The sequence below is a fragment of the Nocardia sp. CDC159 genome, assembly GCF_023740735.1.
Taxonomy (GTDB): Bacteria; Actinomycetota; Actinomycetes; order Mycobacteriales; family Mycobacteriaceae; genus Nocardia; species Nocardia pulmonis.
Window position 1 is genome coordinate 68,474 of record NZ_JAMRXH010000011.1, and the last position, 26,520, is coordinate 94,993.

Genomic DNA, 26,520 nt, shown 5'->3' on the forward strand with positions numbered 1-26,520 from the left:
GCTACGCCGGTTGCTGCTGGGTGGAGCAGTGGATGCCGCCGCCGCCCTCGGCGACCGCGTTGTATTCCACGGGCACCACCTCGCGGCCGGGGAAGACGTCGGCGACGATGCCGGCGGCGCGGTCGTCGCTGCGGCGGTCGCCGTAGGCCTGTAGGTAGACGGCGTCGTTGCCGACATAGAAGTTGGCGTAGGAGTAGAGGAAGTCGGGGCCGCGGGTGCCGGACATATCGGCTCGATTCGGCTGGGGCAGTTCGACTATCTCGAAGTGGCGGCCCGCGGCGTCGGTGGCCTCGGCCAGCCGGGAGCGGGCCCGGGTGGCCGCGCGAGCGAAGACGTCGGCGGGGTCCGGATCGACCGGCCAGTCCAGCAGGATGACGCCGGGGCGGGCGAAGCGGGCGACGGCGTCCACGTGGCAGTCGGTCACATCCTCGTCGGCGACGCCCTGCAGCCAGACCACCTTGCCGATGCCGAGCAGATCGGCCACCGCCCGCTCGATGTCCTCGTGTCGCAGGTCCGGATTGCGGTTCGGGTTGATCAGCGAACTCTCGGTCGCGAGCATGGTGCCCGCGCCGTCGACCTCGATCGCGCCGCCCTCGGCCACGATCGGCGCCATCATCCGCTCGATTCCCGCGATTTCCAGGACCTTTCGGGCCACCTTGGCGTCCATGTGGTACTCGGCCTTCTGCCCCCAGCCATTGAAATTGAGGTCGAGTCCGACCGGCATGCCGTCGGCATCGAGGACGAAGGTCGGGCCCGTATCGCGGATCCACAGATCGTCCAGCGGCGCGGCGACCACCTCCACCTCCGGCCCGCAGGCCCGCTGCGCGTCCTCCACATGCTCGCGGCGCGCGATCATGGTGACCGGCTCCCGCTCGGCGATCGCGCGGGCCAATCGGGTGACGTCGGCACGCGCATCCGGCAGCAGTTCCTCCCACACCGATTCCTTGGCGGGCCAGGCCAGCCAGGTTCGGGCATGTGGAGCGGATTCCGCCGGCATCACATAGCGCGTCATGATTCCGAACGGTATCTAGTCCCGGCGCGACACGCTGGGAGGGGTGTGTGTCTGCTGGTCACCCGGGCGTGCCGGGCGGCGTGTCGGAAACGGACGCCTGACCAGCAGATCCACCGGTCAGACCTCCGGTCCGAGCACACCGTCCAGGAGGCTGCGCAGCGCCCATTCGAACTCCGCGGCCGGATCGTCGGCCAGCAGCCGCGACCGGACGGTGCTGAGCGCGCCGCTGCTGGTCAGCGCCGTCCTCACGCCGGTGATCGGACGGCTGGGCGACCGATACGGGGCGGCGGCGCGTGTTCCTGGGGTCTTGCTGGTCTATCTCGACGCGACCCTGCGCGCGGCGGCCGCTATTCGTCCGCGGCGCGGCGGTTCCGCTGTTCGGCGCGGCGCTGGGCCGCGGCGCGGCGGCGGGCCAGCTCCTGCTGTTCGATGACCGCGGCCTGTTCGAGGGTGGGTGCGGTGCCGCCGAGCCGGGCGGGGACCCAGCGCGCACCGGGCGGCATCTCGTAGTTCTGCTGGGCGCGGTGCAGCAGTTGTTCCATGCTCAGGCGCAATTCGGCGGTGAGGGCGTCGGCGGGGCCGTGCGGGTGGAGGGGTTCGCCGATGCGGATGTTGATCGGAAAGCGGTGGCGGCCCAGCTGTTTCGGGATGTCCTTGGTCCAGATGCGCTGCGCGCCCCAGATGATCATGGGGACGATCGGAACGTCGGCAGCGAGCGCCATCCGGGCGGCGCCGGATTTGAATTCCTTCAGCTCGAAGCTGCGGCTGATGGTGGCCTCCGGATAGACGACCACGATTTCACCGTCGCGCAGCGCCGCTACCGCCCGTTCGAAGGACCGCGCCCCGGCGGTGCGGTCGACGCCGATCGCCTTGCAGCGCTTCATCAACCAGCCGACGATGCCGTGTTCGAGCTCGGCCTTCATCATGTAGCGGACATTGCGGCCCGAATTGCGGCCCACCAGACCGACTTCCATGAAATCCAGATAGGCCGTGTGATTCACGGCCAGCACGGCCCCGCCGCGGCGCGGAATATGTTCCTGCCCCTCGATATCGATCCGCAGGCCCTGCACCTTGAAGATCGTTTTGACCAGGCCGGTCAGGACATCGAAGACCGGTTCACGCGCCATACCCTCGAGACTCCCCTACTCACGGCTCATTCGGCCGCCTTACGCTTGGCCGCCTTCTCCGCGGCCTCGGCCGCATCCATCGCATCGGCCTCTTCCAGTGTGGGCGCACCCCCGCCCAGGCGGGCCGGAACCCAATACGCGCCGGGCTCGTGCACGTAGTCCTTCTGCGCCTCCAGCAGCAGATCCTGCATCACCGATCGCAGCTTGCGGGTCAGCTCCGCCGCGGGCTCGGCGATATTGCCCGAATCGACGACGGGCGGCTGGATCGGCTCGCCGACCACGATCGAAATGGGAGTGTTCGTGCGTCCCAGGCGCTTCGGATGTCCCTTCGTCCACACCCGCTGCGCGCCCCAGATCGCCATCGGAACGATCGGCACCCCGGCCTCGATGGCCATCCGCGCCGCTCCCGACTTGAATTCCTTGATCTCGAAGCTGCGGCTGATGGTGGCCTCCGGATAGACCCCGACCAGCTCACCGCGGCGCAGATACTCGACCGCCGCCTGGTACGAATCCGCACCCGCCGACCGATCCACCGGGATGTGCTTGAGGGCGCGCATGATCGGCCCCGAGATCTTGTCGTCGAAGACCTCCTTCTTGGCCATGAACCGGATGTACCGCTTGGGCGTGCGCGCGGGCAGCCCGGCATAGGTGAAGTCCATGTACCCGGTGTGGTTGATGGCGATGACCGCGCCACCCTCGGCGGGGATGTGCTCATCCCCCTTGACGTCGAATTTCAGGCCCTGGACAAAAAAGACCGTGCGGGCCAGGCCGATGATCGTCCGGTAGACGGGTTCCACAATTTCGGTAGCGTAGTCGCTGTCACACCCGGTACCGAGTACTGCATACGAAAGAGGTCCGACGCAGTGGAACGCCCCCGACCGGCAGTGCGGGAATCTTTTAGGCACAGTGCACAATTCACCCGTACCGCCCTGGTGGGCGCTGTCGCACTGCTGAGCGTCGGCCTGCTGACGGGATGTGATTCCGTGGTCGGCATCGAGGGATCCGACTCACCGCAGCGACCGCGGGACACCCGCCCGCACACCGCCACCTCCATCGCGGCGGCCGTACCCTCGCCGGGCACCGCACCGGGCTACTCCTCGGTCACCGTCGCGCTGGCGACACCCGACCCGGCGGCCGCCGACGCGCTGACCCGCTGGGCGATGGATCTGCAGTCGGCGTCACCGCAGACCCTGCAGAAGCGCTGCTGGACCATGGCGCCGCGCAATGTGGACTCCATGTACGCCGACAAGCAGGCGATCCTCGACGCCCTGCGCCAGGTCGGGGTGGACGACGGCACCCGGATCGTGTGGCAGAACCCGCGCGCGGGGGTCAGTGTCGTCGCCCAGCGCACCGATATCGCGACCGGCTACGCCTGCCCGCGCGTCGTCCCCACCGGCGCGGAGGTCTTCGACGACGCCGACGCCCGGCATACCGTGCGCCGCTATCTGGCCCGGCTCACCGGTAATCCGATCGATCCGGCGGACAAGGAGACCACCCATCCGCTGGTCTGCGCGGCGGGCGTCGGCTGGGATCCCACCGGCGCCGGTCGCACCGCGGCCGCACCGCTGGCGAGCGCGCCCGGCAAACTCGGCCCGGTGCGCTCGTTCGTCGACGATTCGCTCACCTCGCAGCCGCTGCGCGGCGACTACACGACGGTGTCGGTCCCGGTCACCGGGGCGTCCGGCGCGCAACGCGAGCGGACCTTCACGCTGAAGTCGGGCGAGCGGGGTTACTGCATCGGCGACGTTTCCGCCTAACCGCTACCCTGGGTGGCTGGCAACGGTTCAGGAAGGGCTTCTTCGTGCAGATCACCAGCGTCGGACACGCCGGATTCCACATCCGCACCGCGGCCGGGACGATCCTCTGCGATCCCTGGGTCAACCCGGCGTACTTCGGCTCGTGGTTCCCGTTTCCGGACAACACCGGGCTGGACTGGGACGAGCTGGGCGACTGCGATTTCCTCTACGTCTCGCATCTGCACCGCGACCACTTCGACGCGAAGAATCTCGCCGAGCACGTGAACAAGGACGCCACGGTCCTGCTGCCCGACTATCCGGTGCCGGACCTGAAGCGCGAGCTGGAGAAGCTGGGCTTCCACAAGTTCGTCGAGACCGAGGACTCGGTCAAGCACACCGTCACCGGTCCGGGCGGCGAGCTGGACATCATGATCATCGCGCTGCGCGCTCCCGCCGACGGCCCGATCGGCGACTCGGGCTTGGTCGTCTCGGACGGCGAGACCGTGTGCTTCAACATGAACGACGCGCGCCCGGTCGACATGGACGTACTGCACGAGGCGTTCGGCCACATCGACATCCACCTGTTGCAGTACTCGGGCGCCATCTGGTACCCGATGGTCTACGACATCCCGAACCGCACCAAGGCCAACTTCGGCAAGCAGAAGCGCCAGCGCGGCATGGACCGGGCGCGCAGCTACATCGATCAGGTCGGCGCGACCTGGGTGGTGCCCTCGGCCGGTCCGCCCGTCTTCCTGGACGATGAGCTGCGCTATCTCAACGACACCGGCGACGGCGCGGAGACGGGCAATATCTTTCCCGACCAGATGGTGTTCCTCGAGGAGATGCGCCGCAACGGTCACGAGGGCGGGGTGCTGATGATTCCGGGCTCGGTCGCCGATGTGCGTGGGCGCGAACTGGAGCTGTCGCACCCGTTCGATCCGGCCGAGATCTGGAACGACAAGGCCGCCTACATCGAGGATATGGCGCAGCGGATGGCCCCGGTGCTCGCGGCCGAGAAGGCCTCCTGGGCAACGGCGGACGGTCCGCTGCTGCCGCAGCTCAAGGAGCTGTTCGAGCCGATCATGGCGCAGAGCGATCTGATCTGCGACGGCATCGGCTATCCGGTCGGGCTGGTGCTCGGCGAGGAGACCGTGGTGCTGGACTTCCCCAAGCGCGTGGTCCGCGGCCCGATCGACGGTGAGGGCAAATACCGCTACGGTTTCCGCATCGATCCCCAGCTGGTTCGAACCGTATTGCGGGACAACGAACCCGACTGGGTGAACACCATCTTCCTGTCCACCCGCTTCCAGGCCTGGCGGATCGGCGGCTACAACGAATTCCTCTACACCTTCTTCAAATGCCTGACCGACGAGCGCATCGCCTATGCCGACGGCTGGTTCGCCGAGGCGCACGACGATTCGGCCTCCACCGAACTCGCGGGCTGGGAGGTGCAGCGCCGCTGCCCGCATCTCAAGGCCGACCTGTCCAAATTCGGTGTGGTGGAAGGCACCACGCTCACCTGCAATCTGCACGGCTGGCAGTGGGATCTGGAGAGCGGACGCTGCAAGACCTCCAAGGGTCATGAGTTGCGGGCGCGCAAGCTCTAAGCGGTGAGCTCGCGGGTGAGCTTCGACGACCACGGGCACCAGAAGCAGCCCGGCAGGAAGGCGCCGCACGCCTCGTCGAGGTGGTCCTCGACATAGGTGATGCTCGCATCGCACACCTCGATCGCCACGGTGAAGAAGGTGATCGTGTCCGGATCGAGGTGGAAGTCCCATTCCGGGTTGTAGTCGACCCGTTGTTTGCGAATGCGGCCCATGACGTGCACCGACATCTGCTCCTCACCGGAGAGGATGCGGCGCGCCTCGGCGATGCGCTGCTCATTGGTCAGCCGGATGACGAATTCCTTGCCGGAGTAATCGGTGAATGCGAAGTCCGCCATGGTTTTCACCTCGATGATTCGGCGGGGGAGAACGGGACATATCGATGGTAGATCCGGACAATCACCCTTGACGCCGAAAACGATTGCGCGGCAACATAATTGGAGAACCGACCTGTATCTTTACGGATAACACGGACGTTCGGGTGAACCATCCGATTTTTCCGGACAAGCACCCTGATTCCGGCGGCGGTCACTGCCGCGCAACGGCTTCGGCCCGCCCGATCAGCTCCCGGATCGCCATGGCCCCGCGGGCGACCGGCGCCGCCACCCGCCCCTCGGCATCGATCAGCACCCCCGAGGGCGTGCCGCGCACCCGATACCGCAGCGCCGCCTCGTTACCCTGCTGAACCAGCACCGGAATCTCCCCCAGCCCCTGCCTGCGCCCCCACTCCGCATACTCGTCGACCGCACCGTTGCCCACGACCGCGATCGTGAGCGCCCTCTGTGCCCGTACCCGCCAGCGCGGCAACTCCCGCGCCAGCGCCGCACACATCTCACACGCCGGATGCACGAAGACCAGCAGCAGCTGACGACCGTTGCGCTGCAACGTTTCCAACGAGACCCGGCCGCCCCGGGTGTCGAGCAATTCGAATTCCGGCGCCACCGCCCCCACCGGCAGCCCCTCCGCGCCGAGCGTGGACAGCGCCTGCTCGTCCACCCGCCGCCGCAGCGCCCGCACCTCGCCGAACAGCAGCACCACCAGCGCCGCGAGCCCGGCCGCGACCGCCGTGCCGACCGCGCGCTCGACCGAAAGGCCCAGCGGCACCCGGGGATACCCGATCGATCCCGCCGTCACGAGCACGGCCATGGCGATCAGCACCCCGTTTCGAATCAGCGTCCGCCCGCCGATCGGCGCGCTCATCGCCCCGAAACAGGAGCAGGCGGGATGCTTCCCACGCCGCAGCAATCGCCCCACCGCGGCAGTGAACACCAGCAACAACACCAGCGCGAGCACCCCCGCTCCCACCCCTGCCCGGGGCAACAGCAGCCCGACCGCGAGCACCGCCTCGACCACCGGCAGCACCCGAGCCGCCACCGGCGCCCATCGCACCGGCACCCCGAACTCCGCCATCGCCTGCCCGGTCCCGCTCCGATCCGCCCACTTCCCCCAGGCCGACAGTCCGAACACGCCCGCCAGGGCCAATCGCAGCACCCACACCCCGTATTCGATCAGCATGTCCGCACGATGACACATCGCCCGGCCGCCGAAAGGGGAACGGCGGCACGACTTTCGCGATCACCCCTGCCGGGCGCGCTCCAGAACTCGCAGCGCCGCAACGGCATCGCCCGGATCCACGGGCACCGGCGCGCCCTCGAGCAGCGCATCGGCCATACCCGCGTAGAACGCCGGATAGTCACCGGGCTCGCTGGGGATCTGCCGGGTATCGCCTTCGACGCCGAGCAGGCCCCAGGCCTCGGGTTCGACAGTGCCCCAGGGCTTTCCGTCGTCGGGGCGGCGGCCCGAGCGCAGGGCGGCCTCCTGTGGGTCCAGGCCGTAGCAGAGGTAGCCGCTTTCGGCGCCCAGCACGCGGAACCGCGGTCCCAGTTGGGGAGCGACGGCGCTCATCCACAGGTGCGAGCGCACGCCCGAGGCGTGGGTGAGCGCCAGGAACGCGTCGTCGTCCGCGCGCACCTCCGCGCGGCGGGAGTCCAGTTCGCCGTAGACCTCGGTGACCGGACCGAACAGGTGTAACGCCTGGTCGACCAGGTGGCTGCCCAGGTCGTAGAGGATGCCCGCGCCCTCGGCCGCGTCGCCGACCTCACGCCAGCCGCCCTTGCTCACCGGCCGCCAGCGCTCGAAGCGGGATTCGAAGCGACGCACCTCGCCCAGCTCGCCATCGCCGATCAACCGGCGAATGGTGCGGAAGTCGCTGTCCCAGCGGCGGTTCTGGAATACGCTCAGCGCCAGCCCGGCCCGTCGCGCCGCGGCGATCACCCGCTCCCCCTCGGCGGCCGTCAGCGCGAACGGCTTGTCCACCACCACCGGCAGCCCGGCCGCCAGCGCCTGTTCCGCCAGCGGGACATGGGTGCGATTCGGCGTCGCGACGACCGCGAGATCGATGCCGGTGGGATCGGCGAACAGTTCGTCGGCCGAGGCGAGAACGCGTACGCCGGGATGCTCGCGACGGGCCTGGTCCGCCCGCTCCGCCGAGGAGGTCACCACGGCCGCGACCCGCATGCGCGGCTCGGCGGCGATCAGCGGCGCGTGAAAGACCGAGCCCGCCAGCCCGTACCCGAGGACGGCGACGTTGAGCGTTGACATATCACCCTTTCTGCCCGCTGATCGGCTACCGAAAACATTCTCATCCGGTAGCTCGCGGACCTTCGGGGTGGGTCAGTTGCGGCCCGGATCGTCCATCGGAATCCAGCCGTTGCCGGAGTACTCCCGCTCCGGAGCACCCGCGCCGACCAGCCCGCGCGACTCGTTGAGGTCGCTGATCAACGCCGAGACCGGATGCGAATCGCTGTAGTGGTAGCCCTGGGCGAGGGCGAAGCCGAGCTCGGTGAGCACCGCCGCCTGATATTCGGTCTCCACGCCCTCGGCGATGACCTGCAGGTCCAGCGATTTACTCAGCGCCGCGATGACTCCGAGCAGCGGCGGAGCCGGGGAATCGGAGCGGATGGCCGCGACGAAGGACTGATCGACCTTGAGGATGTCGCTGGGGATGGTGGCCAGGCGGCTCAGCGAGGAGTAGCCGGTGCCGAAGTCGTCGATGGCGATTCGCACACCGCGCTCGCGCAGCTTGTTCAGATTGCCGATGGCGGTCTGGGATTCGGCGGCCAGCTCGCTCTCGGTCACCTCCAGCACCAATTGCTCGGCGGGCCAGCCGGTATCGGCCAGGATGCCGGAAACCCGCTCGGCGTAATCGGATTCGGCCAGTTCGAGGCCGCTCACATTTACGTTGAGCGTGAGATCGAGCTGGGCGAAGGTCTCCTGCAGGCGCGCGGCGTCGGCGCAGGCGCGCCGCAGCACGAGCTCGTCCAGATCGGAAATGAGGTCGTACTCCTCGGCGACCCGAATCAGCCCCTCGGTGGTGACATCCGGTTGGGCGCTGGACGACCAGCGCAGCAGGGCCTCCACGCCGACGGCCTTGGCGCCGCCCTCGCTCAGGCTCACGATGGGCTGATAGTGCACGTCCAAAGCGCCGCTGTCGATCGCCTCGCGCAGCTCCACGGCCAGCGGCAGCTGCCGCGAGGACTCCAGCACCGTCCGATTGCGTCCGGCCTGCTTGGCTCGATACAGGCCCACGTCGGCGCGGCTCACCAGCAGGGAGCCCGACTCGCCCGGCTGCCACGAGGTGACACCCGCCGAACAGCCCGTGGTGACCGCGGCCCGCAGTTGCTCGGTGAGCAGAATCGCGGCCTGTTCGGTGGTGTTGGGCAACAGCAGTGCGAACGCGTCGCCGCCGTAGCGGGCCAGACGCTGATCGGGCTGGAGCAGTTTCTGCCAGGCGTCGGCCACCCGCTGCAGCACCGCGTCACCCGCGCGATGACCGAGATGGTCGTTGATCTTCTGGAAGCGATCGAGATCGACGAGCACCAGCGCCAGCCCCTGTCCGGTCCGGGTGGCGTGCGCGATCGCGCCGTTGAGCGCCCGATCGAAGCCGCGCCGGTTCAGCAATCCGGTGAGCACATCGATATCGGCGTCGGAGGCCATCCGGGTCAGGATGCCGACCACGATGCCCACGCCCACGGTCACCCCGGCCGGAATCATGCCCGACCACCACGGCAGTCCGCGCGAGGGCACCACCCATAAGCACAGCACCACCGCGAACGCCACATGCGCCGCAACCCATTGCCAGGCAAAGAAGATCGCGGCATCGCAGGCGATGAACACGTAGAACGCCGCCAGGCTGATCGCGCCGACGGTATTCGGAAACCAGTGCACCGCAACGGTCACCAGCACGGTGGCGACGGCGACGTACCCGTGGTGAATCGAATGCGGCAGCCGCGGACCCCAGATCAGCAGGCTGATGCCCAGTACCAGTGCCGTCGCGGCGGCGATGCCGACCAGCGGGCGATTACCCTCGTTGCCCGGGGCGACGGCAGTGATGAGCAGGCCCAGCACACCACCCATGACGTAGAACGCTCCGGTGGTTCGTGCCATGACCATTGCCGTCGCCAGCGCCGATGCGGCCCGCACTCGCGTGCGGGTATCGCCGCGAGACCCGATTCCTCGCACGGTGCATAGCCTAGAGCCAACCGACCTGAGCAGTAGTCACATCCGCAGGAATCGACCGGCAAAGTCGCGGATTCGCCTGCTCGGCAGCGCACCGGCCGCCGCATGGTCGCTATGTCCGTAGCGACCGGATTGCTCGCGAATTATCAGTTACCGCAACGGTTCCAGGACCTCACGCCCGACGAATGGGACGAGTGCGGCGGGCACCCGCACCGAACCGTCGGCCTGCTGATGGTTCTCCCACAGCGCGACCAGCCAGCGCGTGGTCGCCAGCGTGCCGTTGAGGGTGGCGGCGATCTGCGGCTTGCCGTTCTCGTCGCGATAGCGCACCGACAGCCGGCGGGCCTGGAAGGTGGTGCAATTCGAGGTCGAGGTGAGCTCACGGTAGGTCTGCTGGCTGGGTACCCAAGCCTCGCAATCGAATTTGCGGGCGGCCGAGCTGCCCAGATCGCCCGCGGCCACATCGATCACCCGGTACGGCACCTCGAGCGCGGCGAGCATGTCCTTCTCCCAGTCCAGCAGCCGTCGATGCTCGGCATCGGCGTCCTCGGGCCTGCAGTAGACGAACATCTCGACCTTGTCGAACTGGTGCACGCGGATGATGCCGCGGGTGTCCTTGCCGTAGCTGCCCGCCTCGCGCCGGAAGCACGACGACCAGCCCGCGTACCGCTTGGGTCCCGCACTCAGATCGAGGATCTCCCCGGAGTGGTAACCGGCCAGCGGCACCTCCGAGGTGCCGACCAGATACAGATCGTCGTCGGCGAGGTGGTAGACCTCGGCGGCGTGCTGGCCCAGGAATCCGGTGCCCGCCATGATCTCCGGGCGCACCAGCACCGGCGGGATCATCATGGTGAATCCGTTGGCCACCGCGCGCTGCGCGGCCAGCTGCAGCAGGCCCAGCTGCAGCAGCGCGCCGTAGCCGGTCAGGAAGTAGAACCGCGAGCCGGACACCTTGGCGCCGCGCTCCATATCCACCAGGCCCAGCGCCTCGCCCAGTTCCAGGTGGTCCTTCGGCTCGAAGTCGAACTGCCGCGGCGTGCCCACCGTTTCGAGCACGACGTAATCGTCCTCGCCGCCCGCGGGCGCGCCCTGCTGCACCACATTGGAGATGGCGCGGTGCGCGGCGTCGAGTTCGGCGTCGGCGACGCCCTCGGCGGCCTCGGCCTCCTTCACCTGGGCCGAGAGCTCCCGCCCCTGCGCCAGCAGCGCGGGCCGCTCGTCCGGGGACGCCTTGCCGACCCGCTTGCCCAGCTCCTTCTGAGCGGCGCGCAGGTTGTCGGCGGTCGCCACCGCGGCGCGGCGCGCCTCGTCGGCCGCCAGCAGGGCGTCCACCAGGGCCGGGTCCTCGCCGCGGGCTCGCTGGGAGGCACGCACGGCGTCCGGGTTCTCGCGCAGGAATCGCAGGTCGATCACGAGCAGCCAGCCTATTACCCGGGCTCGCCGTCCGGCGATCCGGATCCGATCGTGGCGGCGCCCGCCGCGCGCTGCCATCATGGAGCGCGATGTCCTCCCACGATGTGCCGTCCCAGGAGCCCGAATCCGGAACCGAGCCACCGGCCGGTCCCGATTCGCCGACGTCCCCGACCCCGCGCGGCCCGGCCGGGCGGGTCCACCTGCCCGCGCACAAGCTGCGCTGGGGTCTGCTGGCCGTGGCCATCGGTGCGGTGGTCGCGGCGCTGGTGACGCTGTCCATATCCGGCTTCCGCAGCAAGAACGGGCTCGAGGCGCACGATCCGGGCGGGCCGCCGCCGACCGGGCGGGCCAACTCCGCCTTCGGCACCGCGCGCTCGGGTGACTGCCTGACCTGGAGCAATCCCAAGACGCTGGATCTGAACAAGGTCAACTGCGCGGACAAGCACCTGTTCGAGGTCACTGCGGATATCGACCTGAGCGCGTATCCGGGCCGCGAATTCGGGCCGGGCTCCCGCTTCCCCGACTCGCTGCGCTTCGCCGAACTGCGCGACGAGCACTGCACGCCCGCGGCGGCGGCCTACCTTGGCGGGCGGCTCGACCCGCGCGGCCGATTCGTGGTGGGCATGATCAACCCGGGCGAACCGGGCTGGCGCAACGGCGACCGCACCATCCGATGTGGGCTGCAACTGGTCAGCGCGACCGGCAACGCGACCCAGCAGACCGTCGGCCGGGTCCGCGACAGCGATCAGTCGCGGACCTTCGATCCGGGTACGTGCGTCGGCATCAACCAGAGCCTGCCCACCAACGAACCGGTCGACTGCGCGAAACCGCATGCCTACGAGGTCATGTCGGTGGTCGACCTGGGCGCGCACTTCACCGGCGGCCCGCCGAACAACGGCGACCAGGACAAGTTCATGCAGGACGAATGCGCGCGGGCGGCGGGCGACTATCTGGGCGGCCAGGACGCGCTGATCAACAAGACGCTCACCATCTTCTGGGACAACCTTGACGCGCGCAGCTGGCTGGTCGGCAGCAAGAAGCTGAACTGCCTGGTGGGCAAGGGTTCTCAGGATGGGTTCGCGACGATCACCGGTTCGGCCAAGGGCGACATCCTGATCGACGGCCAGGCCCCGGTGCCGCCGCCCAACTCCGGGCGTTCCACTCCGGCCCCGCTGCCGGGCGCCGCGCCGCCGCGGTAGTCGCCGTGTCGGTTCGCATGTCGGAGGCTCGATTCGAGGAACTCGTCGCCGACGCGTTGGATATGATTCCGCCGGAATTGGCGCGGGCCATCGACAACGTGGTGGTGTTGATCGAACCCCGCAACTCCGAGGATCCGCAGTTGCTCGGGCTTTATCAGGGCATCGCCCTCACCGAGCGAATCGATAGCCATTACGGCGGAGCGCTTCCCGATACGGTCACGATCTATCGCGACGCCATTCTCGAGATGTGCGACAGCGAGGACGAGGTGGTCGAGGAGGTCGCGATCACCGTGATCCATGAGATTGCTCACTACTTCGGGATTGACGAAGACCGCCTGCATGAGCTGGGATGGGGCTAGTCTTGACCCGCGCAGCGGGTCAAGCCGGAAGAAACTTTGGGTGTGAGGGAACCGGATCGGCTGCCCTCGCGTCCAATCTACTCGTAGGGGGAATTCTCGTGGTTCCACCGAAGGGCAGACGTACGTCGGCCCGACTGAGCTTCAGCCGCCACTAGAAGGAGTTCGAGTAATGGTTGGCTTCACGAATGTAGCGCCCGAAGTCGTCCTCGCGGCCGCTGCGGAACTCGATCTGCTGGCCGAGCGTCTGGCCGCCGCCGCGGGCCTGAGCGGTCCGGCGACCCATGTGCTCCCGTCCGGCGCCGAGGAGGTTTCCCTGCTCGCCGCCAATCACTTCAATCAGGCTGCGGTAAGCCATGATCGGGCGGTTGCCCAGGGAATCCTGGAGTTGAACCACGCCGCCATGACACTGCGGCAGCAGGTGGCCTCGTTCATTGCCGGCGATCTCGGCAATGCCGCCGGTGTCACTATCAGCGGCGGCGGACTGTAGTCCGCCCGAGCCCGCCACCACCATTCGTTAAGGGGAGTAACAATGACCGCAGGGATCACCGGGGTGTTCTGGCTGCCCCGCATGGCCGAGGCCAACTCGATCTCGCTCAACGCCGGCGCGCACGCCATTCCGATCTCGGCCGCCGCCACCGCATGGGGCGCGCTGACGGCCGCCTGGGTCGACGCGACCGCGACCGTCGCCCGCGTGATGGCCGAACTCGGCATCGGCATGCAAGGTGTGAACGGCATCGCCGCACTGGCCCGCCTCACCGGCTTCACCGGCTGGGCCGAGCAGCAGGGCGTGCTGGCCGCCGCGATGGGCGCCAAGGCCGCCGCCAATGCCACCGCCTACACCGTGGCCTCGCTGGCCATGCCGAGCCTGCCCGAGATCGCGGCCGTCGAGGCGGCCCGCGTCGCGGCGCACTCCACCGGCGGCGCCCTGAACGGCAGCGCCGAGGTGGCCGAGGCGGCGAAGGCCGCCATGGACCTGCGCGCCGCACTGGTCATGGAGACCTACGAGGCCGCGACCACGGCCCAGGTCACCACCCCGAACCAATTCGCCATGCCACCCGCCATCGCCAACGGCGCGGGCAATGCCGAGGCCGCGCAGAACTCCGAAACCGCGTTCCAGGAGGGCGCCCAGGCCGATCCGGTGCAGACCGCGGTCGCGGCCGCCCAGGCGTTCATCTCCAATCCGGGTGTGGCCAGCGCCGCCACCCAGGCCGTGCAGTTCGCCGGTTCGATGGCGAGCACGGGCGTAAGCACCGCGGGACATGTGGCCGGTAGCGCCATCGCGGCGGCGACCAATGCCGCGGCGCCCTCCTCGGTGGGCATCGCGCCGATGGCCGGTCTCGGTGCGGCGGCGGCCGGTGGCGGCGCCACGGCGGTGGCGACCCGCGCGGTGTCCTTCGGTGGTTCGGTCGGCATCGGCAACGGCGCGGGCACCCTCAAGCTCCCCGAGGGCTGGGGCGCGGGCAGTTCGTTCGGCGGCGGGCACGCGTCCGTGGCCACCGCGCCCGCCGAACCGGCGGTCCAGGTGGGCGGTCCGGCCGCCGCCCGGCAGAACGTCACCGGTGCCAACCCGCTGCTGGGCCGTCAGGTGCAGAAGGACGACGAGGACGAGACCTACCACAAGGGGGCCGATTACCTGCACGGCGATCATTTCGCCGACGGCCGGGTCGTCGCCGAGGGCGTGATCGGTGGCGAAGCGACCGCTGGAGAGCGATAAGTGACGGTGCTCGGCGCGGGCCGCGGCCCGTCCATGCTCGAGGCGGTTCCGCTGTCGCTCGACGAGATGCAGTTTCTGCTCGAGAAGCTGGAGATCGACGAGGTGCCCGTCGTGCTGGATGCGATGGGCCGCTACGACAATGTGACCGATCACGATGCGGCGATGGCCGCGGCCGCCGAATCGCTCACCGCGCGTGAGCTTCTCGTCGACGGTACGGTGCACCGCGACCTCGCCGACCGGCTGCGGGCGCTGTACCGCCCGCACTGGGTGGTGGCGCTGCGCTGGTACGTCGAGGATCGGATCAACCGCTTCTGCTTGGCCAAGGGCGACGATCTGGAGGTCGTCGCCCTGCGCGGGCCGGACTCCTATGTCATCGATGAGGCGGGCCACGATCTGCCGGGCACGGTGATGGCGGCGCTCGGACCCGCCGATCCACTCGAGTTGAGCGGTATGAACGCCCTCACCGAGGAGCTCATCCCGATCTTCAACGATGCCGGAGATGCCACCGCGACCGCGGAACGGCTCACCAAGGTGGGCAAGCCGCCGCGCGATGCACAGGTACTTGCCTCGGCGATGGTCGAAATCCATTCGCACGCCTCGATCGTGGGCGTGGTGTACGGCGACGGCAGCCGCGATGTCACCGACGGCATGGTGTCGGTCTACAACACCCGCCACGGCCGCTTCCTCGCCATCACCACCCGCTCCGAGGACGATGTCCAGTGGACCTCGTTGGCCACGGGTACCCCGGCCCGGCTGCGGACGGCGCTGAAGGATCTGCTCGAAAAGCTGCCGCTGCGTACGGATTTCAAGCCTCCGGCCTGAGCCCGCTCGTCATCCCATCGGGTCGTCGGCGGTCGGCTCGACCTCGTAGCCGAAGGGGGGCGTGTAGCGCCCCCACCGCAGGCAGTCCCAGCCGCCGTCGGCCCGGGGTGCGAGTTCGATGGTCTCGGTGTTGTCGAGGTGATTGTTGGTGGTGAACGGCGGCGCCACTCCGCTGATCGCGCGCGCGGCAAGCCGCATGGCCGCGCCATGGCTGACGAGCAGGATGTCGCCGCCCTCGCCGCTGGTCAGATAGTCGTCCCGAATCCGTTCCAGCACGGGCAGATACCGCTTCAGCACCTCCGCGCCGGATTCGCCGCCGGGCACCCGCTCGTCCAGATCGCCGAGGTGCCAGGCGCGGTAGATCCGCTGGAACTGCTTGTGCGCCGCCTCGGAGTTCTGACCCTCCAACTCCCCGACCTGGACCTCGTGCACGCCGTCGACCACCTCGGACCGCACGCCGGTGACGGCCTCGATATGGGCGGCCGTCTGGCGGGCGCGCAGCGCGGGCGAGCAGAACAGCCGCCGCGGCGGCCCAGCCAGATTTGCCCCGAACGACTTCGCCTGCGCCACACCGCGTTCGGTGAGCGGCAGGCCCGGCACCCGGGTGTCGAGAATCTTCGCGACATTGCCCTCGGTTTCACCGTGTCGGACCAGAATCAATCTGCTCACAGGTCGGCCACCCCCTTCTTCAGGTCCTCCAGCCACGCGGCGGCCGGTTCGTCCGGCGGCGGCGCCGAACCGCTGGGTGAGCTCGCCGGCCAGGAGCCCAGGTAGCGGATCCGTCCGGCGGTGCGGTGCAACGCCTTCAACGCCTCGGCGACGGCGGTGTCGTCGATATGGCCCACGCAGTCCAGATAGAAACGATAGGTGCCCATGCCGGTTCGCGTGGGGCGAGACTCGATGCGGGTGAGATCGACTCCGCGCGTGGCGAATTCGGCGAACACCCGCATGAGCGAACCCGGCTCGTTGGGCAGTTGCAGCACCACCAGCGAGGTGCGGTCGGTACCGGTGCGCGGCGGGGCCGTGCACGGCCTGGTCACCAGTACGAAGCGGGTGACCGCCTGCTCGTGGTCGGCCACGCCCGAGGCCAGTACCGCCAGGCCCAGCCGCTCCCCGGCCAGGGTGGTGGACACGGCCGCGTCGGCATGGCCGTTCGCCACATCCTCGGCGGCGGCGGCATTGGACGCCGACGTGTACAGCCGGGCCCCGGGCAGCCGGTGCGCCAACCACATTCGCACCTGGGCCGCCGCGACCGGATAGGCCGCGACCACCCGCACCTCGGACAGCTCGATTCCCGGCCGGGCGACGATCGTGAAGGCCACATCGAGTTCGGTCTCGGCCACGATCTGCAGCCGCGGGCCGACCGCCAGGGCGTCCAGGGTGGCGGAGATGGATCCCTCGATCGAACTCTCGATCGGGACCACCGCGCCGTCCACCTCGCCCGCCCGGATCAGTTCGAGCGCATCCCCCTGACTGGGCGCGGCGACCCGCTCCACCGGGCCGTCGAAGACTGCGGCGGACTCGAGCTTGGCGAGGGCCATCTCGGTGAAGGTTCCCGACGGCCCGAAATAGGCGATACGCGGCACGGATACGACATTACTGGTCGGTCGGGAGTGGGCCGGAAGTTTGCGGGATCATTCGAGCGCCGTCAGACCCGCGGCGACCGCCTCGGGCCGCGCGGTCTCCACCGCCAGCAGCACCTCGCGCAGCGCGGCAATGGCCGGGCCCCGCAGCCCGCGCAGGAATTCCACGTCCGGGTCGGTCAGCGCGGCGCGAATGTCCTCGCCGCACAGGGCGGCAGCCGTGGCGGCGACGACGGCCAGGGCTCGCTCGCCGGAGTCGGTGCGAACCACGAAACCCGTATCGGCGTGGGCGATGCCCGCGAGGAAGGCGGCCACCTGCTCGTCCGGGACCGACGGGTCGAGGACCGGGACGTTCGGAATGGCGGCGACGGGCCTGACCAGGCCGTCCACCAGATCGACCGGGTGTGCCAGGGGCATACCCAACGACAGGGGAACCGGACCGGAAACGGAAGTCGAATCGTGCGGCACGGTTTCCACCGTAGCGATCGCAATGCTTGCGCAAGCGAACTTCGTCACTTAGCTTAGGTTTACCTAATTCCCATTCAGTACGGATTGCCCCCTCGGAGGTACCGCATGCGCCACCCGTCCCCGACCGTCGCCCCGACGACCGCCGAGCGGGTGCGTAGCGCCTGTGCCCACGCCGATCAGGCGATGCTCGCGCTGCCCGGCACCGATCCGGTCCGCACCCCGGTCCACCACCTGCGCGGCTGCGGCGATGCCGTGGTCACCGTCGCGTTCGACTCGCCCGCGGTGCGCGCCGCCGCCGAACCCACCGGCTCCCCGGCCGTACTGGAGCTGACCGATCACGCGCCGCTGGCCCTGCGCGAACCGGTGCGCGCCCTGGTCTGGCTGCGCGGTCGCGTCCACGCCGTCCCCGACTACGCTCAGCGGGCGCTGGCGACCGAGGTCGCCAAGGAGCATCCGCATCCGGCCCTGCTCGATATCGGCCACACCACGACCGTGCTGCGCCTGGTGCTCGACTCCGCGGTGGTGGCCGACTCCAGCGGCGCCGCCTCGGTCTGCGTGGACGAGTTGCGCAGCGCCCATCCCGACCCGTTCTGGGAGCTCGAGTCGGCCTGGCTGCAACACATGGACTCCGACCACGCCGACGTGATCGCCCGCCTGGCCCGCCACCTCCCCGTCCGCCTGCGCGGCGGCTCGGTCCGCCCACTGGCCATCGATCGCTACGGCGTCACCCTGCGCGTCGAGGGTCCCGACGGCGACCACGACGTCCGCCTACCCTTCGACACCCCCGTCGACGACGTCCAATCCCTCAGCAAGGCCGTCCGTATCCTCGCCGGATGCCCGTTCCTCCACGGCACCCGTCGCCTCTAGCGCGACACGCGTTCACCGCACGGTCCCACGCGACGTCCATCGACGAGGTCCGCCGCCCTGGTCCGCGCACCTCGATCCACGGGCCGGTGAATCTCGTCGCCACCACCGAAATCCGGTGCCCGACAACATCACCGGCTTCCGCCCTACTCAGCGCGGCCCGTATCCATCGAGCGGGTCCTCGCAGCCTCGATCGACCGGCCGCGTCACCGCGGATGAAGCGATGCGGATACCGTTGGCGGCCGCACTGGCACCGGCGGCGGGTAGCTGGCAACGCACCGGCCAAGCGACCGCAATCGGACAGTTACGGCACGCCGACACCGCGGTGATCCGATGGCGCGGGACTCGGGCGGCCGTGCCCTTGTCGATGGGCCGATCGCGCGCGGCCGGGATGTCGAGTGCACCGCCGGATAGCGCGCAGCGGGGGGCCTCGAGCCGGTGGTGACGGCGCGTGTGTTGCCGCGGCGAGCGTCGGTGGGCGGGCCGCATAGATTGGCGGGCATGGTTTTGCCTGCTGATTCCGCTTCGGTGTGGCCCGTGCCGCCCTCTGGGCGCGAGCGTTTCGCGATTCGGGTGGAGATCGCGGTCGTGCTGGTTGTGACGTTCGGGTTGAGCGGGGCCAGTGCGCTGTTGTCGCTGGTGGAGAGTGCGCTTTCGCCCGGTGGGGTGGGTGGGCAGACGGTGGCGTTGAACCCGTCGCGGGCGGCGCAGTCGACCATTGATCTGCTGTTCCAGCTGTTGAGCGTGTTGCGGTTGCTGGGATGGGGGGCGCTGGGTCTGTATCTGTTGTGGCGCAGCGGGATCGGGCCGCGGATGATCGGACTGGCCCGAATCCGGTTGCGGGGGGATGTACTTCCGGGGCTGGTGCTGGCGGCGGTGATCGGGCTGCCGGGGCTCGGGCTGTATCTGATCGCGCATGCGCTCGGGATCAGCGTGACCATCGTGCCCAGTTCACTCGGCGATCATTGGTGGCGTCTACCGGTATTGATCCTGTCGGCGCTGGCCAATGCGGTCGCCGAGGAGATCCTGGTGGTGGCGTATCTGCTCACCCGGCTGCGGGCGCTGGGCTGGTCGGCGAACCGCGCGCTGGTCGCCTCGGCGCTGCTGCGCGGCAGTTATCACCTCTACCAGGGCCTGGGCGGTGGGCTCGGAAATCTGGTGATGGGCTTGATCTTCGGACGATTCTGGCAGCGCACCGACCGGCTGTGGCCGCTGGTGCTGGCGCACGCCACGATCGACACCGTTGCCTATATCGGCTACACCGTGCTGCACGGCCATGTCTCGTGGTTGCCGTGACCGGGCGCACATCGGCACGGCCGGTATCGAATCGAGATGAACCGGAAGGTCGCCCGGATCAGTAGCATCACCATCATGAACGGCGACGACCCCCGGCAGTACCCGCGGACGCGCCGGGTCCCGCCGCCGGCCGGACCCGGCCCGCGCCGCCCACCGCCCCCGCAGCACCGGCCACCCGGCGAGGATCCGCGTATCGAACCCACGCAGGTCATCCGGCGCGGGGGCCGACCCGATCAGCCGCTGGCCTGGTCCCAGACCCCACCGGCACGCAATGCCCCACCGCGCCCGCGCCCCGAGACCGCGCGCAACGCCCCGCCCACCCACGCGCCGACCCAGCGCCCGGTCCCCTATCGCGAGACGCCCCCGCGCCCGCGGCGTAAGCGCCGGTGGGGCCGCTGGCTGCTGCTCCTGCTGGTGCTGGTGGTCGCCACGCCGATCGCGGCCACGATCTATCTGGACCGATCGCTGGATCGCATCCCGGTCCTGGCCGACTATTCCGGCCGGGTGGGCAAGACGGCCGGAACCAATTGGCTGCTGGCCGGATCGGACAGCCGCGTCGGCCTGACCAAGGATCAGGAACGCGAGCTGTCCACCGGCGATCAGGCCGATGCCGGGGGTGAGCGCAGCGACACGATCATGCTGGTCCACATCCCGAAGTCGGGCCCGGCCACGATCGTCAGCCTGCCCCGCGACTCCTATGTGCCGATTCCGGGCAACGGTCGCGACAAGCTCAACGCCGCCTTCGCGATCGGCGGCCCGCGGCTGCTGGTCCAGACCGTGGAGACCGCGACCGGCCTGCGCATCGACCACTTCGCCAAGATCGGCTTCGGCGGTTTCGCGAATATGGTCGACGCCCTGGGCGGTATCGATATCTGCCTGCCCGAGCCGATCGACGATCCGCTGGCCGGAATCAACCTGCCCGCCGGATGCCAGCATCTGACCGGCCCGCAGGCGCTGGGCTTCGTCCGCACCCGCGCCACGGCACGAGCGGATCTGGATCGGATGAACAATCAGCGGCTGTTCCTGTCCGCGCTGCTGAAGAAGGCGACCAGTGCGGGCACCCTGGCCAATCCGTTCAAGGCGTGGCCGCTGGCACAGGGGCTGACCGCCTCGCTGCAGGTCGCCGACGGCGACCACATCTGGGATCTGGCCCGGCTGGGCTGGGCGATGCGCGGCGACGCCGTGACCACGACCGTCCCGATCGGCGGATTCGACTCCGTCTCCGGCAGCGGCAGCGTGCTGCTGTGGGACAAGCCCAAGGCCGCGCGCTTCTTCGAGGCCCTCGCCGCCGACCAACCGGTCCCGGAGGATCTGCTCACGCGGTAACGTCGTGATCATGTCCGAGCGGCCCTTTCCCGATCTGCTGCGAGATCAGATCCGCCACGAGTTCACCGCCGCGCAGCAATATCTCGCGGCCGCGGTCTACTTCGACGCGCTCCGGCTGCCGCGGCTGGCCGAGGTCTGCTACGACGGGGCCGAGGACAAGCGGGCGCATGCGCTGCGCATGATCCAGTACCTGCTCGATCGCGATCTCGAGGTGCGCGTCGGCGGGCTGGACGAGATCGTCTCGACCTTCGACTCGCCGCGCGGCGCACTGGAATTCCTGCTGCGCCGGGAGCAGCGGCTGACCGAGCAGATCACCGCGCTCGCCGGGACCGCCCGGGCGTCGAACGACTATCTGGGCGAACAGTTCACCCAGTGGTTTCTCGAGGATCAGGTCACCGAGGTGGCCCGGATGAATACGTTGCTGGCGGTATGCGACCGCGCCGAGGGTAATCTGTTCGACGTCGAACAGTTCGTCGCGCGCGAACTGCGCATGCCGCCGAAACCGGATACGTCGGCACCGAAAATGGCGGGCGCGGTTCGATTAAAATAAGGCAAGTATTGCCTTAGTTAGTATTGCCTCGATAAGGGTGCACTTGGATGACAGCGCCTTTTTTCGAGGCTAATCTCGTGCGCATGTCCAGCCACCCCGATACCCCACGCAGCAAGTTCCACTCCCTGCTTCACGATCAGATCCGGCATGAATTCAATGCCGAGCACCAGTACATCGCGATCGCAGTGTGGTTCGACAATGCCGATCTGCCGGTGCTGGCCAAGCATTTCTACAAGCAGGCGATCGAGGAACGCAATCACGCGATGATGATCGTCCAGTACTTCCTCGATCGTGATATGCAGGTGGAGCTCACGAGCGTCGACGCCGCCAAATCGAAATTCGAGAACGCCCGCGAGCCGATCGCGCTGGCCCTGCAGCAGGAGAAGACGGTCACCGATCAGATCGTCCAGCTGGCGAGCACCGCTCGCGAGGAGGGCGATTACCTGGGCGAGCAGTTCATGCAGTGGTTCCTCAAGGAGCAGGTCGAGGAGGTCGCCCGGATGACCACCCTGCTGACCGTCGCCGAACGGGCCGGATCCAATCTGTTCGATCTGGAGAATTTCGTGTCCCGCGAGATGAGCAGCCCCAGCGACGCCTCGGGTGCGCCGTCGGCGGCGGGCGGCTCCATCTGAACGCCCCTTATCCGACAAAAAGCTCGGCTCCGAATCCCGGAGCCGAGCTTTCGCTTTTCTGCCAAGTCCCGGTGACGAGTCCCGGAATCAGCGCAGGGTGACCTGACGCGACCGCAGGCCGTCGCGCGAACGCCGCTCCTCGGACGTCAACGGGGTGTCGGTGGCCAGCGCCTGCGCCAGCCGCGCGCCGAACTCCCGGGCCGGAGCGACCCATTCGCTGGCATGTCGCTCACGGTCCAGATCGAAGACCGGAACCAGCAGCCCGTGGGTGCGGAAGGATCCGGCGAAGCGAGAGCCCTCGCCCAGGTGCAACCCGCCCGCCGCGTGCACGCGCGCCAGCGCCAGCATGAGCGCGTCCTCGTCCTCGGGCCGGACCCAGCGCAGATGCGCCTTCTCCCCGGCGTCGACCCACCAGGCCGCGCCGATCGCGTCGCCGCCCAGCTCGAGCCGGTCGGACGGCATGATCGCGTGATTGGCCTGCTCGATGGTCGCGGCCACCTGCGGATCGGGCTGCACGCCCGCGGGCACCCACCAGTTGAAGTCCTGGTGCACGGTCAGATCCAGGCTCGCGCCCGGATCGATGACCTCGGTGAGGGCCGGGGTCGCGCCCTCGGAAGCGTTTGCCGCGGAGAGGGATTCACCCGGCTCGGCACCCTGCGTCCACAGGATGGCGGCGGCCAGATCGGCGCCCGGATTCGCGGATTGGAACTGCGTCTGCGCGCCCACGAAGCCGGTCGGCTCGTCGCCCGCGCGCACCAGCGCGGCCACGGCCCCGGGCAGCACGGTGGCGAGGGTGACCGGGCGCTCGGCGGCGACACCCGGAGCCAGCTTCAGCGTCGCGGTCGCCGACGGCACGAATTCCCGTAGCGCGACCAGATCGCATTCGGCGGCCAGTCCGGCGAACGGCCGCGTCACGGCCTGGGCGGCCTGCTGCTGCGCGGCTCGACGCTCGGCGAGGCGCTGGGCCCGATTGCTGTCGGGCTTGGGACTGTTGCGCTTGCTCTTACCCACGAACGCAGAACCTACAGTGTCGGCGGGACCGACGGGCGCAGGGGCGCGGCAACGGAATTCAGACGGTGGCCAGGACCGCCTTGGTGCGGCCCGGGTAGTTGGTGGCGATCCAGCTGACGCCCAGATCCGCGCACAGCTTCACATCCTCCGGATCGTCCACCGTCCAGCAGTAGGTGGCCCGGCCCGCCGCGGCGGCCTTGTCGACCAGATCCGGATGCTCGCGCAGCGTCTTCACCGAGGGGCCGACCGCGGTCGCGCCGACCGTCGTCGCGGCGCTGCCGCCGAGATAGCGCGACGACTCCCCGAGCAGCACTGTCGGCAGCAGCGGCGCGGCGCGGCGAATGCGCCACACCGCGGTCGCGGCGAACGACATCACCACGGCCCGGGAATGATCGGCCGAGGCGGGCGTGGCGATTCCGAAGCGCTGCAGTTCGGCGAGCACCTTCGCCTCCACCAGCGCGCCGTAGCGCACCGGATGTTTGGTCTCGATGAACAGCTTGGTCGGGCGACTGCGCCAATCCAGCACCAGCGTGATCAGCTCGCTGAGGGTGAGCACCGCGGCGGGTTCGCCGTCGGCGCCGAAGTCCAACTGCCGCAACTCGTCCAGGCTCATCTCGCTGACCAGCCCGGTGCCCGAGGACGTCCGGTCCACGGTGCGGTCGTGCACGCACACCAGATGTCCGTCGCGAGTCAGCCGCACATCGCATTCCACGCCGTCGGCGCCCTCCTGCAGCGCCAGTTCGTAGGCGGCCAGTGTGTGCTCCGGCCGTGTTCCGGACGCGCCCCGGTGCGCGACCACGAACGGCGCGCGACTACCCCGGCTCACTTCGCCATGACCTCCTCCTGCTCGGACCCCGACGCATGCGCCGCATCCGTCCCGACATCTTTCCCGACGACGGAATCGGATGCGCGCCCGGCGGACTCCGCGACCGGATGCACGGGCTCGATCACCGGTGCGACCGGACCCGACGCGGCCAGCCAGCGCTTCGACGTCCGGACCCGACCGCGCAGGTCACGACCCTCGCACAGCCGAATGACCCACAGCGACAGCACGGCCACCGCCGCCGCGACCAGATCGGTGTAGACGGTGAACATCACACCGTCGGCCTGTGCCTGCAACGACCGCGCGAACCGCCATGCCAACGCGGCCGCGACCATCAGGCCGTTCAGTATCCACACGCCCCACCAGATCCGCACCGCGCGCAGCACGCGCGGATCACCGCCACGGCGATCGACCAGTTCGGTCAGGAATACGCCGGGCCAGAGCAGATTGGCCACGGGAATCAGGCAGCCGCACAACAGCGTTCGCAGCGACCGTGGGTCCCGCCGCCCGACCCGCGCGTACGCCGCGCCGCGGGCCCGGGCCAGCCAGCCCACCGCCGCCACGGCGCTGAGCAGCGCGAACACCGCGGCCAGCCCGGCGGTCAGGAAGACCGACGCGTCGGAGACGAGCAGCAGCGCGGGGTGGATCAGCCGGGTTCGGTTGTGCAGCAGGATGAGATAGCGCCCCAGTTCGGCCCCGGCCGCCACGCCGAACAGCACCGCGGTGGTCAGGAGCAGCCCGGCGACGCGATCGGTGAGCCCGGCCAGCCGGTTCACGGGGGCGAGCGCGGGCCGCGGCGGCGCGTCCCGCAGCCCCCAGCGCGGGATCTCGGTGTAGCGCGGGGTGGTCGGATCGCGGCGCACGGGTGGGCGCGGGGCCCGACCGTCGCGGGGGCGGCGCCCCGGCACCCGGGCCACCCAGCGATAGTTGCGCCGCTGCGGCGGCGCGTCGACCGGGGCCGGGGACAGCAGTACGCCGTGGCAGCGCGGGCACCAGTGCATCGGAGTGCCCCGCACCGCCCAGCGAGCGCCGCAGCGGACGCAGGGCTGTACGACCGTGCTCACCGCGCACCTTCCCCTTCCATCAGTAGATCTTGGCCTCGTGGTCGCCCTCGGCGGTCAGCGGTCGCCCGGACTTCTGCCAGGCCACCATTCCGCCCAGCACGTTGAACGCGTCGAAACCGATATGCGTCAGATACTGCACGACCTGCAGCGAGCGGCCGCCCTGCCGACACACGACGTAGATCTCACGGTCGTAGTCCAATTCGTCGAGGCGCGCGGGCACGTCCGTCATCGGGATGTGCAGCGCGCCGGGGGCGTGCCCGAGCCGCCACTCGTCGTCCTCGCGGACATCGAGCAGCAGGGCCGAATCGAATTCGGCGGGCACGGCATCCACCGGCACCGACGGAATTTCGGGGCTCGTCACGGTTTCGATCCTGCCACGGGTACCGGATGGGCGCGGAGTTCCCCGGCCGACCCATGGTCGGTTTCGGCCCCCATCCACCGATCCGGTGCCCACGCGTCCCCCACCTGTACGTATGCCCAGCTTAGTTATCCACATAATCCACAACCTGATCCACAGGTTGGGCAACGCAGACCAATCGGTCGTATGTGAATCCGCAGCACAATCCGGACGCGATACGGGCGGGCGGCCGATCCGGGACTCCCCTCCTGATCCCGGAGCGGTCGCCCGCCCGCCGATCGTGGGCAGCGAGGCCCCGACAACTACTTGGACGGCGCCGCCCGGCGTCCGGTTCCCATCGTTTTCGAAAAAAACGACAAACCTTGCCGGGAAATCGAAATCTCGGGCTCATGCAGGCATGATCGGTAGCCTGGAAGCCATGGACGCGAGCAGGGGGTCAGTCGACGCATTGGATACGACAGGTCTGAACACAGCTCTGGCCGAGGCCACCTGCCTCGGTGTGACGGCCGATCCCGCGGCCGCACGGATTCGAATGGAACTCGAGGTGCTGACCCTCCCCGCGGAAGGTCAGCCCGCGCAGGACAGCAAGGTGCATCTCACGCTGACCGGGGTCAGCCGGGTCGCCGCCTCGCTGCGCGTACAGAACTGGGACGATGTCGAGCCGCAGGTCTTCCCCCTCACCATCGAGGGCCTCGGGGACGCGATCGCCAGCTTCGGCGGCAGCGCGCTGCACGGCTGGGAGTTCATCGATGTCGACGACAGCAGTTGGTCGCTGTGGCGCGAACTGCTCAGCTTCGACACCGAGCTGAGCGACCGCCCGGCCGCCCATGTGCTGGAGTTCTCCCAGCAGGAGGGCGTCGATCCGCGCGAACTCGACGTACGAGTCTGGTTCGAGAACATCGAGATCGCGACCGCCGACGGTCGGCCCATCGCCCCGGCCGATTTCGTCGCGGGCGGGCAGCGCTGGTGGAAGGCGCACGACTCGTGCGATCCGCGCACCATGCTCCCGGACGTCGCGCCGCCCATGTAAAGCGTTCGGTT

29 protein-coding genes are annotated in these 26,520 nt (G+C 69.1%); 13 read left to right on the forward strand and 16 right to left on the reverse strand.

Translation table 11 applies throughout. The features are described from left to right. Window position 1: 1 nt before the first annotated feature. From NDR87_RS23300 to NDR87_RS23310, 4 genes are all read right to left on the reverse strand, one after another. On the reverse strand, window positions 2-1,012 hold the full coding sequence (locus NDR87_RS23300) for an agmatine/peptidylarginine deiminase (RefSeq protein WP_251915341.1): 1,011 nt from the start codon (window positions 1,010-1,012) through the stop codon (window positions 2-4). A 117-nt stretch (window positions 1,013-1,129) separates the two neighbouring features. Next, window positions 1,130-1,261, reverse strand: a complete 132-nt coding sequence (locus tag NDR87_RS37440) for a hypothetical protein (RefSeq protein ID WP_286013957.1) — start codon at window positions 1,259-1,261, stop codon at window positions 1,130-1,132. A gap of 98 nt (window positions 1,262-1,359) precedes the next feature. Continuing rightward, complete coding sequence (locus NDR87_RS23305) at window positions 1,360-2,139, reverse strand: 1-acyl-sn-glycerol-3-phosphate acyltransferase (protein WP_251915343.1); 780 nt, start codon at window positions 2,137-2,139, stop codon at window positions 1,360-1,362. A 26-nt stretch (window positions 2,140-2,165) separates the two neighbouring features. Then, the gene (locus tag NDR87_RS23310) at window positions 2,166-2,936 is read right to left on the reverse strand and encodes a lysophospholipid acyltransferase family protein (RefSeq protein ID WP_251915345.1); all 771 of its coding nucleotides are present in this window, start codon (window positions 2,934-2,936) and stop codon (window positions 2,166-2,168) included. A gap of 135 nt (window positions 2,937-3,071) precedes the next feature. On the opposite strand from NDR87_RS23310, the gene NDR87_RS23315 reads away from it, so the two are divergent. Next, complete coding sequence (locus NDR87_RS23315; protein WP_251915347.1) at window positions 3,072-3,896, forward strand: hypothetical protein; 825 nt, start codon at window positions 3,072-3,074, stop codon at window positions 3,894-3,896. A 44-nt stretch (window positions 3,897-3,940) separates the two neighbouring features. After that, window positions 3,941-5,482: a Rieske 2Fe-2S domain-containing protein gene (locus NDR87_RS23320; protein WP_251915348.1), complete on the forward strand. Its 1,542-nt coding sequence runs from the start codon at window positions 3,941-3,943 to the stop codon at window positions 5,480-5,482. Here the strand turns inward: NDR87_RS23320 and NDR87_RS23325 are convergent. From NDR87_RS23325 to serS, 5 genes are all read right to left on the reverse strand, one after another. Beyond that, window positions 5,479-5,817 carry a calmodulin gene (locus tag NDR87_RS23325; protein ID WP_251915350.1) on the reverse strand — a complete coding sequence of 113 codons (339 nt, stop codon included), beginning with the start codon at window positions 5,815-5,817 and terminating at the stop codon, window positions 5,479-5,481. The two genes, NDR87_RS23320 and NDR87_RS23325, sit on opposite strands and share 4 nt — an antisense overlap. A 190-nt stretch (window positions 5,818-6,007) precedes the next feature. Further along, window positions 6,008-6,994 carry a MauE/DoxX family redox-associated membrane protein gene (locus NDR87_RS23330; RefSeq protein ID WP_251915352.1) on the reverse strand — a complete coding sequence of 329 codons (987 nt, stop codon included), beginning with the start codon at window positions 6,992-6,994 and terminating at the stop codon, window positions 6,008-6,010. A gap of 60 nt (window positions 6,995-7,054) precedes the next feature. Continuing rightward, window positions 7,055-8,080, reverse strand: coding sequence for a Gfo/Idh/MocA family oxidoreductase (locus tag NDR87_RS23335; protein WP_251915354.1), 1,026 nt, complete (start codon window positions 8,078-8,080; stop codon window positions 7,055-7,057). Window positions 8,081-8,152: 72 nt separating this feature from the next. Next, a complete protein-coding gene (locus NDR87_RS23340) occupies window positions 8,153-10,000 on the reverse strand; it encodes a bifunctional diguanylate cyclase/phosphodiesterase (RefSeq protein WP_251915356.1) in 1,848 nt (615 codons plus the stop codon). A gap of 147 nt (window positions 10,001-10,147) precedes the next feature. Beyond that, window positions 10,148-11,410, reverse strand: coding sequence for a serine--tRNA ligase (serS, locus tag NDR87_RS23345; protein ID WP_251915358.1), 1,263 nt, complete (start codon window positions 11,408-11,410; stop codon window positions 10,148-10,150). A gap of 89 nt (window positions 11,411-11,499) precedes the next feature. On the opposite strand from serS, the gene NDR87_RS23350 reads away from it, so the two are divergent. The 5 genes from NDR87_RS23350 to NDR87_RS23370 all read left to right on the forward strand — a co-directional run bounded on the left by NDR87_RS23350 (window position 11,500) and on the right by NDR87_RS23370 (window position 15,504). After that, window positions 11,500-12,609: a septum formation family protein gene (locus tag NDR87_RS23350; RefSeq protein ID WP_251915360.1), complete on the forward strand. Its 1,110-nt coding sequence runs from the start codon at window positions 11,500-11,502 to the stop codon at window positions 12,607-12,609. 17 nt (window positions 12,610-12,626) lie between these two features. Next, window positions 12,627-12,968, forward strand: coding sequence for a metallopeptidase family protein (locus NDR87_RS23355; protein ID WP_286013975.1), 342 nt, complete (start codon window positions 12,627-12,629; stop codon window positions 12,966-12,968). Window positions 12,969-13,137: 169 nt separating this feature from the next. Beyond that, window positions 13,138-13,455, forward strand: a complete 318-nt coding sequence (locus NDR87_RS23360; RefSeq protein ID WP_251915364.1) for a PE family protein — start codon at window positions 13,138-13,140, stop codon at window positions 13,453-13,455. Window positions 13,456-13,497: 42 nt separating this feature from the next. Then, entirely contained in the window at window positions 13,498-14,682 is a 1,185-nt protein-coding gene (locus NDR87_RS23365; RefSeq protein ID WP_251915366.1) for a PPE domain-containing protein, read from the forward strand. Next, window positions 14,683-15,504, forward strand: a complete 822-nt coding sequence (locus NDR87_RS23370) for an ESX secretion-associated protein EspG (RefSeq protein WP_251915368.1) — start codon at window positions 14,683-14,685, stop codon at window positions 15,502-15,504. Between the two features lie 9 nt (window positions 15,505-15,513). Here NDR87_RS23370 and NDR87_RS23375 read toward each other — a convergent pair whose 3' ends face one another. Genes NDR87_RS23375 through NDR87_RS23385 form a run of 3 tightly spaced genes read right to left on the reverse strand, consistent with a single transcriptional unit; the run spans window position 15,514 to window position 17,504 of the window. Continuing rightward, window positions 15,514-16,173 carry a histidine phosphatase family protein gene (locus NDR87_RS23375; protein WP_251915370.1) on the reverse strand — a complete coding sequence of 220 codons (660 nt, stop codon included), beginning with the start codon at window positions 16,171-16,173 and terminating at the stop codon, window positions 15,514-15,516. Then, entirely contained in the window at window positions 16,170-17,090 is a 921-nt protein-coding gene (pheA, locus tag NDR87_RS23380) for a prephenate dehydratase (protein WP_251915373.1), read from the reverse strand. Before pheA ends, NDR87_RS23375 begins: the two co-directional genes overlap by 4 nt. A 48-nt stretch (window positions 17,091-17,138) precedes the next feature. Beyond that, complete coding sequence (locus tag NDR87_RS23385; RefSeq protein ID WP_251915375.1) at window positions 17,139-17,504, reverse strand: hypothetical protein; 366 nt, start codon at window positions 17,502-17,504, stop codon at window positions 17,139-17,141. Window positions 17,505-17,660: 156 nt separating this feature from the next. Here NDR87_RS23385 and NDR87_RS23390 point away from each other — a divergent pair, with 156 nt between their 5' ends. The 5 genes from NDR87_RS23390 to NDR87_RS23410 all read left to right on the forward strand — a co-directional run bounded on the left by NDR87_RS23390 (window position 17,661) and on the right by NDR87_RS23410 (window position 22,223). Further along, entirely contained in the window at window positions 17,661-18,422 is a 762-nt protein-coding gene (locus NDR87_RS23390; RefSeq protein WP_251915377.1) for a DUF2470 domain-containing protein, read from the forward strand. Window positions 18,423-18,920: 498 nt separating this feature from the next. After that, complete coding sequence (locus NDR87_RS23395) at window positions 18,921-19,715, forward strand: CPBP family intramembrane glutamic endopeptidase (RefSeq protein WP_251915379.1); 795 nt, start codon at window positions 18,921-18,923, stop codon at window positions 19,713-19,715. 75 nt (window positions 19,716-19,790) lie between these two features. Further along, on the forward strand, window positions 19,791-21,041 hold the full coding sequence (locus NDR87_RS23400; protein WP_251915381.1) for an LCP family protein: 1,251 nt from the start codon (window positions 19,791-19,793) through the stop codon (window positions 21,039-21,041). Between the two features lie 10 nt (window positions 21,042-21,051). After that, the gene (locus NDR87_RS23405; protein WP_251915383.1) at window positions 21,052-21,591 is read left to right on the forward strand and encodes a ferritin; all 540 of its coding nucleotides are present in this window, start codon (window positions 21,052-21,054) and stop codon (window positions 21,589-21,591) included. An 83-nt stretch (window positions 21,592-21,674) separates the two neighbouring features. Beyond that, entirely contained in the window at window positions 21,675-22,223 is a 549-nt protein-coding gene (locus NDR87_RS23410) for a ferritin (protein WP_251915385.1), read from the forward strand. Window positions 22,224-22,310: 87 nt separating this feature from the next. On the opposite strand, the gene NDR87_RS23415 is transcribed toward NDR87_RS23410, so the two are convergent. From NDR87_RS23415 to NDR87_RS23430, 4 genes are read right to left on the reverse strand one after another with little or no spacing between them, the layout of a single operon-like run. Next, window positions 22,311-23,234: a DUF5926 family protein gene (locus NDR87_RS23415; RefSeq protein ID WP_251915387.1), complete on the reverse strand. Its 924-nt coding sequence runs from the start codon at window positions 23,232-23,234 to the stop codon at window positions 22,311-22,313. A gap of 58 nt (window positions 23,235-23,292) precedes the next feature. Further along, a complete protein-coding gene (locus NDR87_RS23420) occupies window positions 23,293-24,060 on the reverse strand; it encodes a glycerophosphodiester phosphodiesterase (RefSeq protein WP_251915389.1) in 768 nt (255 codons plus the stop codon). Then, window positions 24,057-25,121 (reverse strand): DUF4328 domain-containing protein, encoded by a 1,065-nt coding sequence (locus NDR87_RS23425; protein WP_251915391.1) that lies wholly within the window; start codon window positions 25,119-25,121, stop codon window positions 24,057-24,059. The genes NDR87_RS23420 and NDR87_RS23425 overlap by 4 nt, the downstream gene beginning before the upstream one ends. A 19-nt stretch (window positions 25,122-25,140) precedes the next feature. After that, the gene (locus NDR87_RS23430) at window positions 25,141-25,482 is read right to left on the reverse strand and encodes a rhodanese-like domain-containing protein (protein WP_251915392.1); all 342 of its coding nucleotides are present in this window, start codon (window positions 25,480-25,482) and stop codon (window positions 25,141-25,143) included. A 415-nt stretch (window positions 25,483-25,897) separates the two neighbouring features. On the opposite strand from NDR87_RS23430, the gene NDR87_RS23435 reads away from it, so the two are divergent. Next, window positions 25,898-26,509 carry a hypothetical protein gene (locus NDR87_RS23435; protein WP_251915393.1) on the forward strand — a complete coding sequence of 204 codons (612 nt, stop codon included), beginning with the start codon at window positions 25,898-25,900 and terminating at the stop codon, window positions 26,507-26,509. Window positions 26,510-26,520 lie beyond the last annotated feature (11 nt).